16 protein-coding genes are annotated in these 16778 nt (G+C 64.6%); 12 read left to right on the top strand and 4 right to left on the bottom strand.

Annotation, left to right across the window (positions count from 1 at the left end; genetic code table 11):
- Positions 1 to 133 precede the first annotated feature (133 nt).
- Genes AC0L3X_RS28015 through AC0L3X_RS28005 form a run of 3 tightly spaced genes read right to left on the bottom strand, consistent with a single transcriptional unit; the run spans position 134 to position 3826 of the window.
- Complete coding sequence (locus AC0L3X_RS28015; protein WP_473317026.1) at positions 134 to 1375, bottom strand: urea ABC transporter substrate-binding protein; 1242 nt, start codon at positions 1373 to 1375, stop codon at positions 134 to 136.
- 34 nt (positions 1376 to 1409) lie between these two features.
- Complete coding sequence (locus tag AC0L3X_RS28010) at positions 1410 to 2408, bottom strand: acetamidase/formamidase family protein (protein ID WP_208087657.1); 999 nt, start codon at positions 2406 to 2408, stop codon at positions 1410 to 1412.
- Positions 2409 to 2425: 17 nt separating this feature from the next.
- The gene (locus AC0L3X_RS28005) at positions 2426 to 3826 is read right to left on the bottom strand and encodes an amidase (RefSeq protein WP_354131417.1); all 1401 of its coding nucleotides are present in this window, start codon (positions 3824 to 3826) and stop codon (positions 2426 to 2428) included.
- A gap of 409 nt (positions 3827 to 4235) precedes the next feature.
- Between AC0L3X_RS28005 and AC0L3X_RS28000 the strand changes: the two genes are divergently transcribed.
- The gene (locus AC0L3X_RS28000) at positions 4236 to 5411 is read left to right on the top strand and encodes a transporter substrate-binding domain-containing protein (protein ID WP_028151205.1); all 1176 of its coding nucleotides are present in this window, start codon (positions 4236 to 4238) and stop codon (positions 5409 to 5411) included.
- On the top strand, positions 5408 to 5995 hold the full coding sequence (locus tag AC0L3X_RS27995) for an ANTAR domain-containing response regulator (protein WP_028151206.1): 588 nt from the start codon (positions 5408 to 5410) through the stop codon (positions 5993 to 5995). Before AC0L3X_RS28000 ends, AC0L3X_RS27995 begins: the two co-directional genes overlap by 4 nt.
- 330 nt (positions 5996 to 6325) lie before the next feature.
- Here AC0L3X_RS27995 and AC0L3X_RS27990 read toward each other — a convergent pair whose 3' ends face one another.
- A complete protein-coding gene (locus AC0L3X_RS27990) occupies positions 6326 to 7060 on the bottom strand; it encodes an IclR family transcriptional regulator (protein WP_049807412.1) in 735 nt (244 codons plus the stop codon).
- 90 nt (positions 7061 to 7150) lie between these two features.
- Here AC0L3X_RS27990 and AC0L3X_RS27985 point away from each other — a divergent pair, with 90 nt between their 5' ends.
- From AC0L3X_RS27985 to AC0L3X_RS27940, 10 genes are all read left to right on the top strand, one after another.
- Positions 7151 to 7831 (top strand): RraA family protein, encoded by a 681-nt coding sequence (locus AC0L3X_RS27985; RefSeq protein WP_354131416.1) that lies wholly within the window; start codon positions 7151 to 7153, stop codon positions 7829 to 7831.
- A gap of 2 nt (positions 7832 to 7833) precedes the next feature.
- Complete coding sequence (locus AC0L3X_RS27980; RefSeq protein WP_354131415.1) at positions 7834 to 9096, top strand: 3-isopropylmalate dehydratase large subunit; 1263 nt, start codon at positions 7834 to 7836, stop codon at positions 9094 to 9096.
- The gene (locus AC0L3X_RS27975; RefSeq protein WP_085404246.1) at positions 9093 to 9590 is read left to right on the top strand and encodes a LeuD/DmdB family oxidoreductase small subunit; all 498 of its coding nucleotides are present in this window, start codon (positions 9093 to 9095) and stop codon (positions 9588 to 9590) included. Before AC0L3X_RS27980 ends, AC0L3X_RS27975 begins: the two co-directional genes overlap by 4 nt.
- Entirely contained in the window at positions 9587 to 10765 is a 1179-nt protein-coding gene (locus AC0L3X_RS27970; protein WP_354131414.1) for a pyridoxal-phosphate-dependent aminotransferase family protein, read from the top strand. Before AC0L3X_RS27975 ends, AC0L3X_RS27970 begins: the two co-directional genes overlap by 4 nt.
- Before the next feature lie 31 nt (positions 10766 to 10796).
- Complete coding sequence (locus AC0L3X_RS27965) at positions 10797 to 11804, top strand: extracellular solute-binding protein (protein WP_354131413.1); 1008 nt, start codon at positions 10797 to 10799, stop codon at positions 11802 to 11804.
- A gap of 4 nt (positions 11805 to 11808) precedes the next feature.
- Positions 11809 to 12870 (top strand): ABC transporter ATP-binding protein, encoded by a 1062-nt coding sequence (locus AC0L3X_RS27960; RefSeq protein ID WP_063982310.1) that lies wholly within the window; start codon positions 11809 to 11811, stop codon positions 12868 to 12870.
- On the top strand, positions 12867 to 14504 hold the full coding sequence (locus AC0L3X_RS27955) for an ABC transporter permease (protein WP_354131412.1): 1638 nt from the start codon (positions 12867 to 12869) through the stop codon (positions 14502 to 14504). The genes AC0L3X_RS27960 and AC0L3X_RS27955 overlap by 4 nt, the downstream gene beginning before the upstream one ends.
- A gap of 17 nt (positions 14505 to 14521) precedes the next feature.
- Positions 14522 to 15577 (top strand): threonine aldolase family protein, encoded by a 1056-nt coding sequence (locus tag AC0L3X_RS27950; RefSeq protein WP_208087669.1) that lies wholly within the window; start codon positions 14522 to 14524, stop codon positions 15575 to 15577.
- 388 nt (positions 15578 to 15965) lie between these two features.
- A complete protein-coding gene (locus AC0L3X_RS27945) occupies positions 15966 to 16196 on the top strand; it encodes a hypothetical protein (RefSeq protein ID WP_014494050.1) in 231 nt (76 codons plus the stop codon).
- Positions 16197 to 16233: 37 nt separating this feature from the next.
- Entirely contained in the window at positions 16234 to 16632 is a 399-nt protein-coding gene (locus AC0L3X_RS27940; protein ID WP_354131411.1) for a hypothetical protein, read from the top strand.
- Positions 16633 to 16778: the final 146 nt, after the last annotated feature.

Raw genomic sequence — 16778 nt, 5'->3', positions numbered from 1 at the left:
AACTTAAACAAACCCCATAATACTCCCCCCCAATTCTTGGCCCCTTCCCCGACCCGGGCGCCGCTGGGTGGGGGCCCCGGCCTTGTCCAAGAGCGCAACTCTCAATACGAGCAAAATCCGTGCCCGTCAGGCGTCACGATTTCTTCGGGAGATGGCTCGGCGTGTATTGGTCCTTGTCGTTCTTCTTGGTGAGATCGCAACCGATTTCGCCAAGCCAGTACGGCTGGATCGTCCCATAGTCCTTCTCGACCTTCACCTCATGCTTCGGCCCGACCGAGATCAGGCGCATGCGGTGCGAGGTGTGCTGGCTCTTCGGATCGATGCACACCTTGCCTTCGGGAGCGTCGATGCATGCATCGCCGGTCGCGATGACCTTGCGCATGTCGTCGAGCTTGATCGACTTCGCCTTCTCGACCAGAGCCTTGTACATGTAGAGCGCATTATAGGCATTGTAGCCCATGTCGTTGATGTAGAGTTCGTCAGGGAATTTCGCGTGCCAGCGCTTCTTGAAGTCGGTAGCCTCTGGCGTGTCGATCTCCTCGAACCAATTCGCAGTCGCATGCATGTTGTTGAGCGCCGGCGGCTTGAACCGCTTGTGCTCGAAGCCGAGCATGACCTTGATCGACGATCCCATCGGCAGATTGAGGTTGGCCGCAGCCGCCTGCTCGAAGAACGAATCCTGGGCAGCGCCGACATTGATCGTAAGTAGCCAATCCGGCTTCGCTTTCTGAATGTTCTGGATCGTCTGCGCGAACTGCGACACGCCGAGGGGAATGAACTCCTCACCGACGACCTCGCCGCCGAGATCCTTCATGATCTTGCGGTTCCACTCCGCCGAGATCTGACCGAAATTGTAGTCGGCCGCGATGACATAGACCTTCTTGCCGAACTTCTCGACCATCCACGGGATCAGCGTCGAGAATTGCTGCTCGGGCACCGCGCCCATGCTGATCATGCTGGCGTCGCAGACACCGCCTTCATACTGGTTGGTGTAGAAATAAGGCGTCGAGGTGCGGTCGACGATGGGACGCAGCGCCTCGCGCGAGGCCGATGTGATGCCGCCGATCAGCACGTCGACCTTGTCGCGATTGAGCAGACGTCGGCCGAATTCCTGATAACGGGCGTTGTCGCCCTGCGGATCGAGATGGATCAGCTCGATCTGCCGCCCCAGGATGCCGCCGCTCTTGTTGATCTCTTCGACGGCCAGCTGCGAGCCGTGCAGCTTCGGCATGCCCATGAAGGCGAGATCGCCCGACACGTCCTCGAGCAGACCCACCTTCAACGGTGGTTCCGCGGCCCGAGCAACGGTCATTGCCGCTGCGGTACCGAGCATGGCGCCGAGCAAAACCATCCCTAACTTGCGTCCCGAACTCATCGTGATATCCCCTGTTTCTGAAAGCGACTGGATGTCATGGCTTGAGGTAATTCTTCAGGATCGATGCTCCCATCGTGTATTTAGGGTCGACCATGTTGCCGAGGCGCATCCGCCCGGCTTGGCTGAGCAGCATGTAGGCGTCGATCTCGTCGAAGCCGTAGTCGGCCGCCATCCAGCGCACGAGCTCGCGATAGGCGATACGCGCCGCGTCCTCGAGCGGACGCGCGCTGCCGATCGTCATGATGAAGTCCTTTGTCTCGAGCCGCGGCCAGGCGAAGCTCCAGTTCTTGATCAGGTCGACCTGCAGCGTGACGGTCGCGCGCTGCTCCAGAGCCACCCCGGAGAGTTCGCCGTCGCCTTGCGTCGCGTGACAGTCGCCGACGTAGAGCATCCCGCCGTCGGTATGCACCGGGAAATAGATGATCGCCCCGGGGGCGACGTCGGGCAGATCCATGTTGCCGCCGTGGTAATCCGGCTGCAGCGACGAGATCGCCTCGATCTCCGGCGAGACGCCGATGGTGCCGATGAACGGCTCGTAGGGCAGCGTAATCTTGTCGTTCCAGCGCACGCCGTTCCTGTCGACATGCAGCTTCTTCACGCGCTCCGGCAATGGCGGATTGAGCAGTGCCGTCGAGCTTGTCCCGACGAGTCCGCCGAACTCAGGAATAATGCAGGTCGTGCCGGCCGGCTGCTCGCCGCGGGTCTCGACGTCGCGGATGTAGATCGCGAGGCAATCGCCCTTCTTGGCGCCCTTAACCGCGATCGGCCCGCATTGCGGGTTCAGATAGGGAAAGTTCAGTTTGGCGGTGGGGCTGTCGCTCTCGCTGGTGAGCACACCGCCGAACGCATCCTCCGTCTCGACAACCACCACTCCGCCGGGGTCGATCGACAGGGTCGGCTTTGCATAGGGACCGTAGACGTAGTGGAAGCCGCCCTGCTCTTCGATCGTCAGGCTATGCGTCGCCCCGGTCGCGCCTTTGGCGACCGCACGCTTGGCCATGATGGAATTCTTCAACCAGTCTTCTGCGGGCATATGATTGGCTCCTGAACTCAGATCCCGGGATGACGCTTGTGCCAGTCGGTAACGCGCTGGAACGCATCGCCCGCGCGAACGAGGCCGGCCTCATCGAAATGACGACCGACGAACTGGAAGCCAACCGGACCGCCATTCGCGGCGAAGCCGCCGGGTAGCGTCACGGTCGGGCTTCCCGTCATGTCGAACGGGCATGTGAAGCGAAGCAAGCCTGCGATCAGCGAGGCGTCCTCGCCGAGCGACGCCATCTTGGCGAGCGTGGGCGCGGCGAATGCCTGGGCCGGCACTGCGAGGAGATCGACCGATTCGAACAGAAGGCGGACGGCGCCACGAAACGCTTCGCGCCGGAGCACGATCTTCTGATAGTCCATGCCGGACTGCTGCCGACCGAGATCGAGCAGGCCAGCGAGTGCCGGGCCGTACTCGTCCTTGCGCGCGGGATAGGTGTCCTCGTGCGCGACGGCGACCTCGATGCCGCACAGCGGGAACCAGTCGTCGATGACCGCCTTGGGATCGGGGAACGCGATCTCCTTGATCTTCGCGCCGAGATCGGCCGCTACACGCAGACCCTCGGTCAACACCTTGGCCGCATCGCCATCGGTGCCTTCGCTGGTCCAGCGCCGGTCGACGCCGATCGTCACGCCGCGAAGGTCGCCGGACAAACTGGCGAGATAGTCAGGTACGGGCAGCGGAACCGACGTCGTGTCCTTGGGGTCCTGACCCGCGATCACGCCGAGGATGGCGCCGCAATCGACCGCGCTCCTTGCCATCGGGCCGATATGATCCAGCGTCGCCGCAAGCTCGAATGCGCCGTAGCGGCTGACGCGCCCCCAGGTCGGCTTGAGCCCGGTGACGCCGTTAGCCGCGGACGGAAAGCGGATTGATCCACCCGTATCGGTGCCGAGCGAGCCGAAGCAGAGGCCCGCCGCGGTAGCGACGCCGGAGCCGCTCGAGGATGCGCCGGGCCAGAGATCCGCGTTCCACGGGTTCTTCGGCGGGTCGATCTTCGGGTGATGATCGGCGTAGGCGCCTTCGGTTTGCTGCAGCTTGCCGAGGATGATGGCGCCGGCATCCTTCAACCGCGCAACTACCGTTGCATCCTCGGAGGGACGGAAATCTCGATGAATGGTCATGCCATGGGCCGCCGGCGCGCCCTTGGCCCAGCAGAGATCCTTGACCGCCACTGGCACACCATGCAGCGGCCCCTTGATCTTTCCGGAAGCGATCTCCTTCTCGGCCGTGGCAGCGTCCGCGAGCGCCGAGTCAGCCATCACATAAGCGAAACTCTTGAGCTTGCCGTCGAGCTTCTCGATCCGCCCGAGCATCGCTTTGGTCGCTTCGACCGGCGACAGCTCCTTCGCCTGGATCTTCCGCCCGACGTCGACGAGTCCGAGATAGTGGAGATCTGTTGCCGCCATCGTTCTTCATCCTCACACTCGATGTGACGCGCGGTCGTCTCCGCGCATGCGTCACCGTTCTGGCGACGCGGACGCATCGCCAGCTTCCTTGGCGGCAAACGAAAAAAGCCACCCGTCCCTCCCGAATGAGGCGACGAATGGCTCAAATGCCGCGGCTATGATCTGTCGCTTAGGGGCCGCAATCGAACGAAGCACTTAGTGCAAGGAGCTGGACGTCATCGGCCAGATCGGCGCACGCGAGGTTCGACAGGTAGCCCTGTAGGAGAAAAGTCTAAGTAACTGCCCATCGCATTGTCAACGATGCTCTCTGCCTAAATTTCGATAGTGCTGCGCAGCAAAACGGCAAGCCACTTGCACTGTCATCGCCGATGATGATTTCATCTTCGCGTTGCACTACCGAAAGTCGTCAATGACAAAACCGTCTGTTCCCGTTGGCATCATCTGCTCGCAGTCCGGGCCATATCAGGCTATGGGCCGCGAGATCCTCAAGAGCGCGATGATGGCGGTCGACGAGATCAACAACCAGACGGAGTTCGGCTTCTCGATTGCCGCTCATATCCGCGATCCTCGCGGCATCATCTCCGAATACCATACGGTCTGCGACGATCTCATCCGCAATGTCGGCGTCGAGCACATCATCGGCTGCTACACGTCGGCGTCGCGCAAACAAGTTCTGCCGATCGTGGAGCGCACCGATCGCCTGCTCTGGTATCCTGCGCGCTACGAGGGCTTCGAGTGCTCCGACAACGTCATTTATGTCGGCGCCTCGCCCAATCACAACGTCCTGCCGCTCGTCCGGTACGTGCTCGACAATCTGTCCCGGGAGATCTTCTGCGTCGGCTCCAACTACGTTTGGACATGGGAGACCAATCGCGTCACCCGGGAGTTGGTCAGCGCGGCAGACGGCCACATCCTGGCCGAACGGCTGCTCGAACTCGGCGAAAGCGCCGTCGGGCACATCGTCGACGAGATCGTCCGCCGCAAGCCGCCGATCGTCTTCAACACGCTGGTCGGAAGCTCGAGCTACGACTTCATTCGCGCCTTCCACGCCGGCACCAAGGCCGCCGGGCTCGAGATTCCGATGCTGAGCTGCAGCCTGTGCGAACCGGAACTGTCGATCGTCGGACCGGCGTCGGCCGGCTGCATCACGTCATCGGCCTATTTCGAGAGCATCCGCCTGCCGGAGAACCGCGCATTCGTTGCACGCTGGAAGGCGCGCTATGGCGACGACAGCAGCCCCTCGGTCGACGGGCAATCCGCCTATGTCGCCGTCTATCTGCTGGCGCGCGCGTTGCAGCGCGCTGGCACATCGAGTATCGCCGAGGTGCGGCGCGCCGCGGCCGGCCATCGCTACAATTCGCCGCAAGGACCGGTCTGGATCGACGGCGGCAACAATCATTGCGTCCTTACACCGCGGCTTGCCGTTTCCAATCCGCGAGGACAGTTTGATATCTTCTGGGAAGCCGACGCGCCTGTTAAGCCTGATCCTTACCTGACGCAGCTCGACGTTGCCGTCAGCCCTTCGAGGGAGACCTCGGCGGGCGGCGCATTGCCGAATGCGCCGCATTTGCGGGTTGTAAAATGAGCAGACCGTCTTCATTTTCGCTGCGCGGGCGTAAGGCAATCGTCGCCATCAAGGACGAACGCGACGCAACCATCGTGCGACGCCAGTTCGAGCGTCTTGGGGTCGACAGCATCGCGTGGGAGCCGACAGAGGCGATCGACTTCGCGCCGGATCTGGCGTTGATCGATGACGAGTTCCTGCCTTTGACGCAACCGGCACGACGCGCGTTCCTGGGACGCTGCCCGGTCATCGCCCTGCTCGGCACCGAAACGCCAAGCCGGCTGAAGCTAGTGTTCGAGCTCGATCCGGCCTCGTTCCTGGTCAAGCCGTTGCGCTCGGCCGGCATCTACGCGGCGCTCGTCATGGCAATCGAGCGAAGCGAACGCACCAACGAATTGAAGCAGCAGGTGGTCAAGCTCGAGCAGCGTCTTCGGTCGCGTCGCGTCGTGCTCGCCGCCGTTCTCCAGGTGATGCACTCGCACGCGCTGGCAGAACCAGCCGCCTTTGCGCTGATCCGCAAAGCCGCCATGGAACAACGCAAGACGATCGAAGAGCTTTCGGCGGAGATTACCGCCAAGGGCATGCTCCCGCGCGCAACCGGCTAGCTCACTTCTTTACGAGTGCATTCCTCACCGCCTCGGCAAAACCGCGTATCGTCGGACGCGGCGGCCGCGCCTCGCAGAAATTTGCCCGAGCGAGAATTAGGAAAGAATTTCACTTCGATTCCATCCTTCGAGGAGGGCGGAAGCCCTACCACCCACAACGCCCCCGAGAAAGACGCCGAGACCCTCCGCAGGGGCGGCTTTAATCGGCCGATCTCCCTCTATGTCACTTCCAACGCCAGTAGCAGCGAAAGCCGGCCCTGTGCCGACGCACGAGCGTCTCGGGCCGGATGATCGTGAGAACCATCAGGATTGATGGAGAACGGGGCGGCGTCAGGGAGAGCCTGTTTCGGCCGATGGCAGACTGATGATCCGCGGCGCGCCGACCTCGCGGGGCAATGGCGCGCCGAGCACAAGTGAGAGCCGATACGAGGCGTCGGTGAGCCGGGACGCCAGCGCCTGGAGGTCGGCCTGACGGATGCGTTCGATTGGGCCGCTCACGGTCATGGCGCCCACCAGCGCTCCGTCGTGGCCGAAAACGGCGGTGGAGAGGGAGGCCGTCACAGCGTCGTAGATTCCGGAACTGACGAAGACCTGCACGCCGCCATCCGTGCGGTCTGCCCAGCGCGCCGTCCGCAGCACTTGTCCCGTCGAGGTCAAATCGAGTGGCGCGAGGTTTGTGGGCCGCGCGACGTCGCGCACGAGCTGCGGCGAATCCACCCGAAACAGACAGAGCCGGCTATCGCGTTCACGCACGTGGAACGCACTGCTCTCCAACGTCTCCTGGCTTAGCCGCTGAAGGACCGGCAGCACATGCTGTTCGAGATTGAAATTGGCCCGATAGGTGGTGCCGAGCTGGAAAGTCTTCGCGCCGAGTGCGTAGCGGCCGTCGCTGAGGCGGACGACGTAGCCGGCTTCATCCAGCGACACCAGCGAGCGCATCACGGTCGGTTTCGCCAAGCCCGTGATCTTGGCGATGTCGGCCAGGCTGCGCGACCCGGCTCCAGCGAAGGTATCCAGGATCGCCAACGCCCGTTGCACGGCGGCGACCCCTTGCGTCTTGGGCATCGAAAATCCCTGTCCTGCCGATTTTCAGTTGACCTCGGCTCGTCACCGTTACACTATGCGTAACGGCGTTCCATTTTCAATGGGGTTGATATGGCCGTAGGGTTCAGGATCCTTTCCCGCAAGCGTGTTGTCGCAGGCGAATGGGTCGAACGGGCTCGCGCCCTTCCGGTCGCCAACATCAGCGATGTGATGTCGCGCATGGCCGCGGGCGGCGCCACGCTCCGGCCGATGCATGCGGCTGGCGGCATGGCCGGTCCCGCTTTGACCGTGAAGACGCGCCCCGGCGACAATCTGATGGTCCACAAAGCGCTCGACATCGCGGTTGCCGGCGACGTCATCGTGGTCGATGCGGGCGGCGACCTCAGCAACGCAATCTTCGGCGAGATGATGCTCGCGCAGGCCGCCCGGCGCGGCGTCGCCGGCATCGTTATCCATGGCGCGATCCGCGATGCCGCTGCGATCCGGGCAAACCCCCTTCCCGTTTTCGCGGCGGGTGTCACCCATCGCGGTCCGTACAAGGACGGTCCGGGCGAGATCAACGGACCGATCGCGATCGGCGGCATGGTCATCCAGCCCGGCGATTTGGTGCTGGGCGACGACGACGGCGTGCTAGCCGTCGCCATCGACGATTGCCGAGCGGTGATCGAGGCCGCCGAAGCCAAGCAGTCTGCCGAGACCAAGCAAATGGCGGCGATCGAAGCCGGTACGCTCGATCGCAGCTGGGTCGACGCCTCGCTCCGACGTCTCGGCTGCGAGATGCCAGAGGTCTAGCGATGGCCGGGCGTACGATCTCCGAGAAGATCCTCGCTCGAAAATCCGGGCAGGATGCGCACGCCGGGGACCTCGTGGTCTGCGAGGTCGATTGCGCGCTCGGCACCGACGGTTCGGTCCCGATGGCGCTCGACTATTTCAAGGCGATGGGCGGAGAGAACGTGCGCGATGCCGCCCGATTGGTCTTTGCGCTCGACCATTACGTGCCGCCGACAAGCCCGCAGACGATCGAGCTGCACCGCGTGATGCGGGACTTCGCCAAGCGGTTCAGCGTCACGCTGCATGAAGCCGGTGAAGGAATCGGTCACCAGCTCATCGTGGAGACGGGCCGCGCTCTGCCGGGTGGCCTGGTCGTCGGAGCCGACAGCCATGCCGTGACATACGGGGCACTGAATTGCTTTGCGACCGGGATCGGCTCGTCCGATCTCGCCGCGGTCATGCTGTGTGGCCGGATCTGGCTGCGCGTGCCGGATTCGATCCGCGTCGTCCTGACCGGACAACTGCCGAGCGGCGTCTATGCGAAGGATATCGCACTGGCCCTCGCGGGCACGCTCGGCGCTGACGGTGCCGCCTATCAGGCACTCGAATTCGCAGGACCGGGTGTCGCCACCCTCGCGCTGGAGGACCGCCTCGTCCTGAGCAATCTTGCGGTCGAGATGGGCGCGAAGACCGGCATCTTCCCGGCCGATGCTGAAACCATCGCCTATCTGCAGGGCCGCACCGGCCAGGCTTTCGAACCGGTCGCAGCGGATCCGGATGCGCACTACAGCCGGACCGTGGAGATCGCGCTCGACGCCCTCACGCCGCGGATCGCGTTGCCGCATCTGGTGGATCAGGTCGTGGCGCTCGAGGATGCGGCCGGCACGCCGGTACAGATGGTCTATCTCGGCACCTGCACGGGCGGCAGGTTACGCGACTTCCATCAGGCTCTCGCGGTGCTCGAGGCGGGTGGAGGCGTTGCACCCGGCGTGCAGCTCGTGGTCACGCCGGCATCGCGCGAGGTCCGCGACGCCATGGCGGCCGATGGCACGCTCGACGCCCTGGTCGGCTTCGGCGCAACCGTGGTCGAGCCGGGCTGCGGCTCCTGCTGCGGGACCTGCGGGGTGATCCCCGGCGACGGGGTTTCGGTGATCTCGACCGCCAACCGGAACTTCAAGGGCCGCATGGGCAACGCCAAGGCATCGATCTACCTCGCCTCCCCGGCAGCTTGCGCAGCCGCCGCGACCCGCGGTGTCGTGACCGATCCTCGCGAGGTGTCGCGATGACAGCCCTGCGAGGACGCGCGCGACTTGTCGGCGACGACGTCAACACCGACTCGATCATCAGCTCGACCCGCAAGCGGGAGAGCCTCGACCCCGCCGTTCTCAGGCAATTCCTGTTCGAGCATGTCGATCCGACCTTTGCAGCTTCTGTGCAACCGGGAGACATCCTGGTGGCGGGCAAGAATTTCGGTTGCGGCTCGGCGATGGAGGTTGCCGTCACAACCGTGCTCGGGGCCGGCATTCCGGCGGTGATGGCGCGAAGCTTCTCGCGCACCTACTACCGCAACGCGATCAACAACGGCCTGCTGCCGCTTGTCTGCGAAACCGGCGGAATTCGTGAGGGCGACATCCTGATCTCCGACGGCACCGGCGCGATCCGCAACGAACGCAGCGGTGAGACCCTCAGCCCGGAGCCGCTGCCGCCGATCATGCTGGCGATCCTGCGCGCGGGCGGCCTCGTTCCCTATATGCGTCAGAACGGTGACTTCAAGCTATGACGATCACAGACACTCCGAGCGCCATTGCCTCGACGGGATACCGTCTTCGGCTTCCCGGTCCAACCGAAGTGCCCGAGCGGGTGCGGCAGGCGATGGCTCGGGTGATGGTCAACCATCGCGGACCCGAATGCCGGACTGCAATCGGCGAGGCGGAGGAGATGATCCGCCCGATTTTAGGCACGACGAACCGCATCCTGTTCTTTGCGAGCTCCGGAACCGGCGTTATGGAGGCTGCGCTCGTCAACGTGGCCGGACCGGGCCATCGGATCCTCGTAGTCGAGCATGGTCAGTTCGGTGAGCGTTTCACCACGATCGCCAAGGCCATGAACATCACCGTCGACACGGTCGCGATCGAATGGGGCCAGGCGATCGATGTCGCCGCGGTGGAAGCCCGATTGCGCGACCACACCTATCGCGCCGTCGTCGTCGTGCACAATGAGAGCTCGACCGGGATCGTGGCCGATCTCGCGGCGCTCGGCGCACTGGTGCGCGACCGGCCAACGCTGCTCATCGCAGACTCCGTCAGCGGTCTCGGCGGCATCGCGATGCGGCAGGACGAATGGGGCGTCGACATCGTTGTCTCGGCCTCGCAAAAGGCCTTGATGTGCCCGCCCGGCCTCGCACTTGCCAGCGTCAGCGCCAAGGCGTGGCACGTGATCGGGCAGGACGAGCAGCGATCGGCCTTCTATTGGGATTTCCGTCGCGCGCTGAAATCCGCGGAGCAGAACGAGACCGCGTTCACGGCACCGGTGAGCCTCATCTATGGCCTGCGTGAGGCCTTGACGATGATGCACGAGGAAGGCTTCGCCAATGTGCTCGCGCGCCACAAGAAGCTCTCCGCCGCGCTGCGCGCCGGCGGCGCGGCGCTCGGACTCGCAGATTTTTGCCGCGATGAGCCACGCTCGAACACGGTCGTGGTTTTCAAGGTCCCCGACGGGCTCGAAGGCGGAGCCATCGTGCGGCAGCTCTACCAGGATCACCGCACGGTGATCGCAGGCGCCCGCAACCGTCTCTCCGGCCGTGTCATCCGGTTTGGCACGATGGGTGCTTTGAGCGCGGGGACCATTCTGACCGACCTTCTGCATCTCGAGGACGCACTCACGAAGTTCGGCCTGCCGATCGAACCCGGCGCCGGGCTCAAGGCGGCCACCGAGTACCTCGCCGCAACCGCATGAGCAATCGCTGAACCCACGAGGGCGAACCACGATGAGACCTCCTGCCTCCATCCTCGCCCGAGTCGTGACGCTCGCGGCATCGCTGTTCGCGGCCGGGCTGGTCTCGGCCCAGCAGAGCGTCGTGCTCTATTCGGCCAACGACGACACCGTGAACAAGCTTGTAGCCGAAGGCTTCGCCAAGGCGACCGGAATCAAGGTCGACGTGGTCTCGACCGGATCAGGTGTGCTGGTGCGCCGCGTCGCGTCCGAGGCCGCCAATCCGCAGGGCGACGTGATCTGGGGCGTCAGCGCGACGCTGCTGCGGCTGGCGAGCCCGCACCTTCAGGCTTACGCGGCGAAGGGCCGCGAAGCCGTGCCGGCGCAATTTCGCGATCCGAACGACCTTTGGCTGGGCACCAACATCCAGGTCGTCGTGATCGGCCAGAACACCAAGGCGATCGACAAGGCCAGCGGGCCCAAAGCCTGGGCAGACCTCCTCGATCCGAAATGGAAAGGCAAGCTCGCCTTTACCGACCCTGCCAATTCCGGATTCTCATATGCGGCCGCGACCACGCTTCTCTCGCTGTGGGGCGCGGACGACGCAGCCTGGACCAAGATGGACGGGCTTCTTGCGAATGCGAAGGTGCTCAACCGCTCGACCCAGGTCTTCGACGGGATCGGCAGCGGCGAATATCCGCTTGGCATCACGCTCGAATATGCCGGCTTCCTGTGGGCCCATAACGGTGCGCCGGTGAGCGTCGCCTATCCGGCCGAGGGCACCTATGCGGGCGTCGAAGGCGCGGCCATCCTGAAAGGCGGACCGAACCCCGAGCCTGCCAAACGGCTGGTCGACTATCTGGGCAGCAAGGAAGTCCAGGAGATGTTGCTGAAGGCGACGTTCCGGCGCCCTGCCCGTCAGGATATCGAGCTCGAGGCAGTCGCACCGGGGATGCTGCCGTTCTCGGCAGTCAAGGTGCTGCCCTATGACGACACCAAATGGGAAGCGGCCCGTCGCGACACCCTCGCGCGGCTGAAGACCACGATCCAGAACACGCGCTGATCCGATGACCGCGATCCGGATTGAAAACCTGACCCGCACCTTCGGCGCGGTGCGGGCCGTGGACGACATCTCGCTCGACATCAAGCATGGCGAGCTGTTCACGCTGCTTGGGCCGTCAGGCTGCGGGAAGACGACGTTGCTGCGCATGATCGCAGGCTTCATCGACGTCGAATCCGGCTCCATTTGCTTCGACGGCCGGCGCATCGATGCTCTGCCCGCGCATCGCCGCGACACCGGCATGGTGTTTCAGAACTACGCGATCTTCCCGAACCACACCGTCGCCGAAAACGTGGCCTACGGGCTGAAGGCCAGGAAGGTTCCGGCTGCCGAGATCGCATCGCGCGTCGATAAGGCGCTCGAGCGGGTGCGCCTTGCAGGTTACGGTCCGCGCTCGCCACACCAGCTCTCCGGCGGTCAGCTGCAACGCGTGGCAATCGCCCGCGCGCTCGTGATCGAGCCCGCCGTGCTCCTGTTCGACGAGCCGCTGTCCAACCTCGACGCGCAGTTGCGCACCGAAATGCGGATCGAGGTCCGACAGCTGCAGCAGGCGCTCGGCCTGACTGCGATCTACGTGACGCATGATCAGGAGGAGGCACTCGCCATCTCCGACCGCATCGCCGTCTTGCGTCACGGCAAGATCGAGCAAGTGGACACGCCGGAGCGCATCTATCGAATGCCGCAGACTGCCTTCGTCGCCGAATTCCTCGGCTCGACCAATATGGTGCCGGGCATCGCGGGAGCTTTCGACGGCCGTAACACCCCTGTCGCAGCAGCCGGAACGGAATTCACGGTCAGAGGCGAGGTCGCAGCGCCGGGCGCGCCGGTGTTGCTGTCGGTCAGGCCGGAGGCCCTGCAGCTGCGAGACGGTTCCGGTGGCTCGCTTGTGCATGCGCGTCTGGCGCTGCGTGAATTTCTCGGCCCGGTACAACGCCTCCACGCAACCCTGCCGGACGGCACCCAGATTCGGATTGCGGCGCTCGGCGGCCAGGCGCTCGATCTCTTGCCCGGCGCGCCGCTCACCCTTGCCTACGACCCTGCCCAGATCACGGCGTATCCGGCGCCATGAAACGCTTCGCCACCATCGTGACGCTGGCGGCGCTGGTGCTGCTCGCGGTGTTTCTGCTCTACCCGCTGGCGCTCGTCCTGGATGCAAGCTTTCGGATCGACGGCACGGGCGGCCTGACACTTGGGAACTATGCGGCGATTGTGAAGAGCCGCTACTATCTTGGCAGCATCGGCAACAGTCTGCTCTGCGCCGCGCTCGCGACGGCCTTCGCATGCGCGATCGGCATCCCGCTCGCCTTCTGTCTCGCCCGGATCGACATACCGGGCCGCGCGCTGCTGCTGACGCTTGCGTCCTTACCGCTGGTCCTGCCCTCTTTCGTCAGCGCCTACGCCCTCGTGCTGCTGTTCGGCCATGCTGGCGTCGTCACCACCGCTCTGCGCGGGATCGGCATCCCGATCGGATCGATCTACGGCGTGCCCGGCATCGTCATCGTGTTCACGTTGACGCTCTATCCATACGTCGTCATGCCCGTGCTGGCCGGATTCCAGGCAGTCGACGCCTCGATGGAGGAGGCAGCCCGCAATCTCGGCGGCTCACGGCCCTATGTGATCCGCACCGTGCTGCTGCCCATCGTGATGCCGGCGATCCTTGCCGGCGGACTATTGGTGTTCATTGAGGCACTGGAGAATTTCGGCGTGCCAGCGGTGCTGGCTGAGGACCGGCCGTTCCTGGCCGTCGACATCTTCAAGCTGTTCGCCGGCGAATCTGATGCCAACCCGGCCGCGGCGGGCGCACTCAGCGTGCTCCTGATCGCCTGCACGGCGATCGCGCTGCTCGTTCAGCGGCACTACCTTGGCAAGCGCCGGTTTTCGACCAATGCCCGCAGCGCGCCCGCGAAGCTGCCTCTGACGCCGGGGCTGCGGCTCACGGCCACAATCGTGAGTTGGGGCATTGTGATTGCCTCGCTGCTGCCGTTCGCGGCCGTGTTGATGATCTCCCTCCTGCGCTTTCGCGGCCCTGTCCTGACCTGGGAGTTCGGATTGGGCAATTACGCCACCCTATTGTCGGGCTCCTATCGGCCGCTGCTCAACACGCTGACGCTCGCCAGCATCGCGGCCGCCGTCACCATGCTGATCGGCGCCCCGATCGGCTATGTCGTGGCCCGGCACCGCTCGCGCCTGTCGGGATTGCTCGATTTCGTCGGCATGGTGCCGTTTGCAGTCTCGGGCACGATCCTGGCGATCGGGCTCATCATCGCGTTCAACAGCGGTCCCTTGATTCTGACCGGCGGCTGGCTGATCCTGGTCATCGCCTATGTCGTCCGCAAGCTCCCCTTCGCGATCCGGTCGTCCTCGGCAATCGTGCACCAGCTCGATCCCTCGCTCGAGGAAGCCTCGATCAATCTCGGGGTCTCGCCAAGCAAAACCTTCGCGACCCTGACCGTGCCGTTGATGGCCAGCGGCCTTGTCGGCGGGCTGGTGCTGGTCTGGATCACCGCGGCATCCGAGTTGAGCGCGACCATTGTGCTCTATGCGAGCGGCTGGGTCACCACGACCGTCGTGATGTACCATGCCATCGAGGGCACCGGCGCGGGTCTGGCGGCCGCCGCGGCCGCGGTGCTTATCCTCGTCACCGCAATCCCGTTGCTCCTGATCAATCGGCGCATCAACAAGCAGGAATCAACCGTGATATGACGGCAGGACAGGACGGTATGAACGAAGCAGCCCCGACGCTCCCGAATTTCCGCAGCGACAATGTCGCGCCGGTCTGCCCCGAGATTCTGCGAGCGATCGCCGAGGCCAATCGCGGCCCGGCCGCCGCCTATGGGGACGACGATTATTCGAGATTGTTGAATGCGCGCTTCTCGGAGCTGTTCGAGACCGCGGTCACCGTGTTCCCGGTCTCGACCGGTACGGCGGCCAACGCCTTGTCACTCGCGAGCTGCGCGCGGCCCTATGGCGCCATCTATTGTCACGAAGAGGCGCATATCCACACCGCGGAAGGCGGCGCGACCGAAGCCTTCACAGGCGGCGCGAAGCTCGTCGCCATGTCCGGCCGAAACTTTCGGATCGAGCCGTCGAGCCTGCGCCAGGCGCTGGGCCAGGCGGCCTGGGGAGTCCGCAATCGCTCCCAGCCCGATGCGGTGTCGATCACTCAGGCCAGCGAATATGGAACAATCTATCCCCTCGCCGAGATCGCCGAAATCGGAGCAATCGCCCACGACAGGAATCTGTCGCTGCACATGGATGGCGCCCGGTTCGCCAACGCGCTGGCGCGGCTCGATTGCAGCCCGGCCGACATGACATGGCGCGCTGGCGTCGACATCCTGTCCTTCGGGGCGACGAAGAACGGGGCGATGTCGGCGGATGCGATCGTGGTGTTCGACCAGGATCTCGTCGAATCCCTGTCCTATCGGCTTCGCCGCGCCGGCCAGACCTCGTCGAAGATGCGCTTTGCGTCTGCACAGCTGCTCGCCTACGTCGAGGATCGCCTTTATCTGCGGCTCGCGGCGAAGGCCAATGCCGTGGCCGCGCGTCTTGGAGCGGGTCTCGCTGCGCTACCCGACGTTCAGCTCATTGCGCCAGTGGAAGCCAATCTGGTTTTCATCAACCTGCCCGCTTTGGCCATCAACCGTCTTGCAGCGAGCGGGCTGCAATTCGCGCGACGGGGCCAGGACGTAATCCGGTTTGTGGCTCGCTTTGACAGCACCGAACAGGATGCTGACGAGGTCATCGCGCTCGTCCATCGCGCGATCGCAGGAGGCTGAGAGCGATCATTCCTTAACCGATCATTCTGCAGATAGTTGCCCCGCCCACCGTCACCCACGCGTCTACAGCCCTTCCAATTTTCGATTGCAGCTCCTGCGCAACAAGAACATCGCTTGGCAAGTGACACACGCTCAACCAACTACCACGCCCGTTAGGTCGCGTGATGTCTTGCCGGTAGAGCCCGCCGAAACGCTTCTTCAAATAACCGGCCCATCCTTTTTCTAGTAGAGCGATGGTCTCGGGACTGCGCACGGTGACCAGCCTGCGCGCGCCTAGCGAACAGCATCGAACACTTTAGGACTGTCGCGAACGGGCGCATTCTTTACCCGCGAGGTAATCGAATTGGTCCCCGCCACGGCGCATCTTCGGTCGCAACAGGAAATGACCATGATCGCGCTGCTGCTCTACCGGACCATCGCAGACCACCTTGTTCCCTGGGCCGTGACGCTCGCGACCCGCATGCTGGCACGCAGCCTCAACATGCCCGAGCCCCTGGTGCATTCGACCGGCCACTATGTCGTCGCGCAGGTAACAGCCTTCGAGCACGGCGTCGGCAAGAGCCTCTGCCCGTTCCGCCTCGCCCGCCTGCTCCGCGCCTGGTGGCGCGGACGGCACTGAATTCACCCCCAAGCCCAACCCAACCATGGAGACCACGATGATCGACGCATCCACCTTCCTGCGCCGCGCGCTTCTCGCCGACGCCATCTTCAGCGGCGTCGCCGCCCTCGGCTTCACCTTCGGCGCCGGCGCGTTCGCATCGCTGTTCAACCTGCCTGAAGCGCTGCTGCGTGAGACCGGCCTGTTCCTGATCGCCTACACCGCGCTGGTCGGCTGGCTTGCCTCGCGTGCCTCCGTGGCGAGGCCGCTCGTGCTGCTGGTCGTGGTCGGCAACGCGGCCTGGACGGTCGGCAGCATCGCGCTGCTGTTCTCGGGCGCGGTGTCGCCGAACATCAGCGGCGAGCTCATGGTCGTCGCGCAGGCGATCGCGACCGGCGTGTTTGCCGAGCTGCAATATGTGGGATTGCGGAAGAGCGGGAATGTGGTGACGGCGTGAGACCACGTCACTCGCTGTCGTGGGGGGGGGGGGGCGGGGGGCCCCCCGGGGGGGGGGGGGGGCGGGGGGGGGGGGGGGGGGGGGGGGGGGGGTGGGGCGGGGGGGGGGGGGGGGGGGCGGCGGGCGGGGGGCGCGGGGCGGGGGGG

The organism is Bradyrhizobium sp. MI1.7 (assembly GCF_055811795.1).
This window is presented reverse-complemented; position numbering and strand designations above follow the sequence as displayed.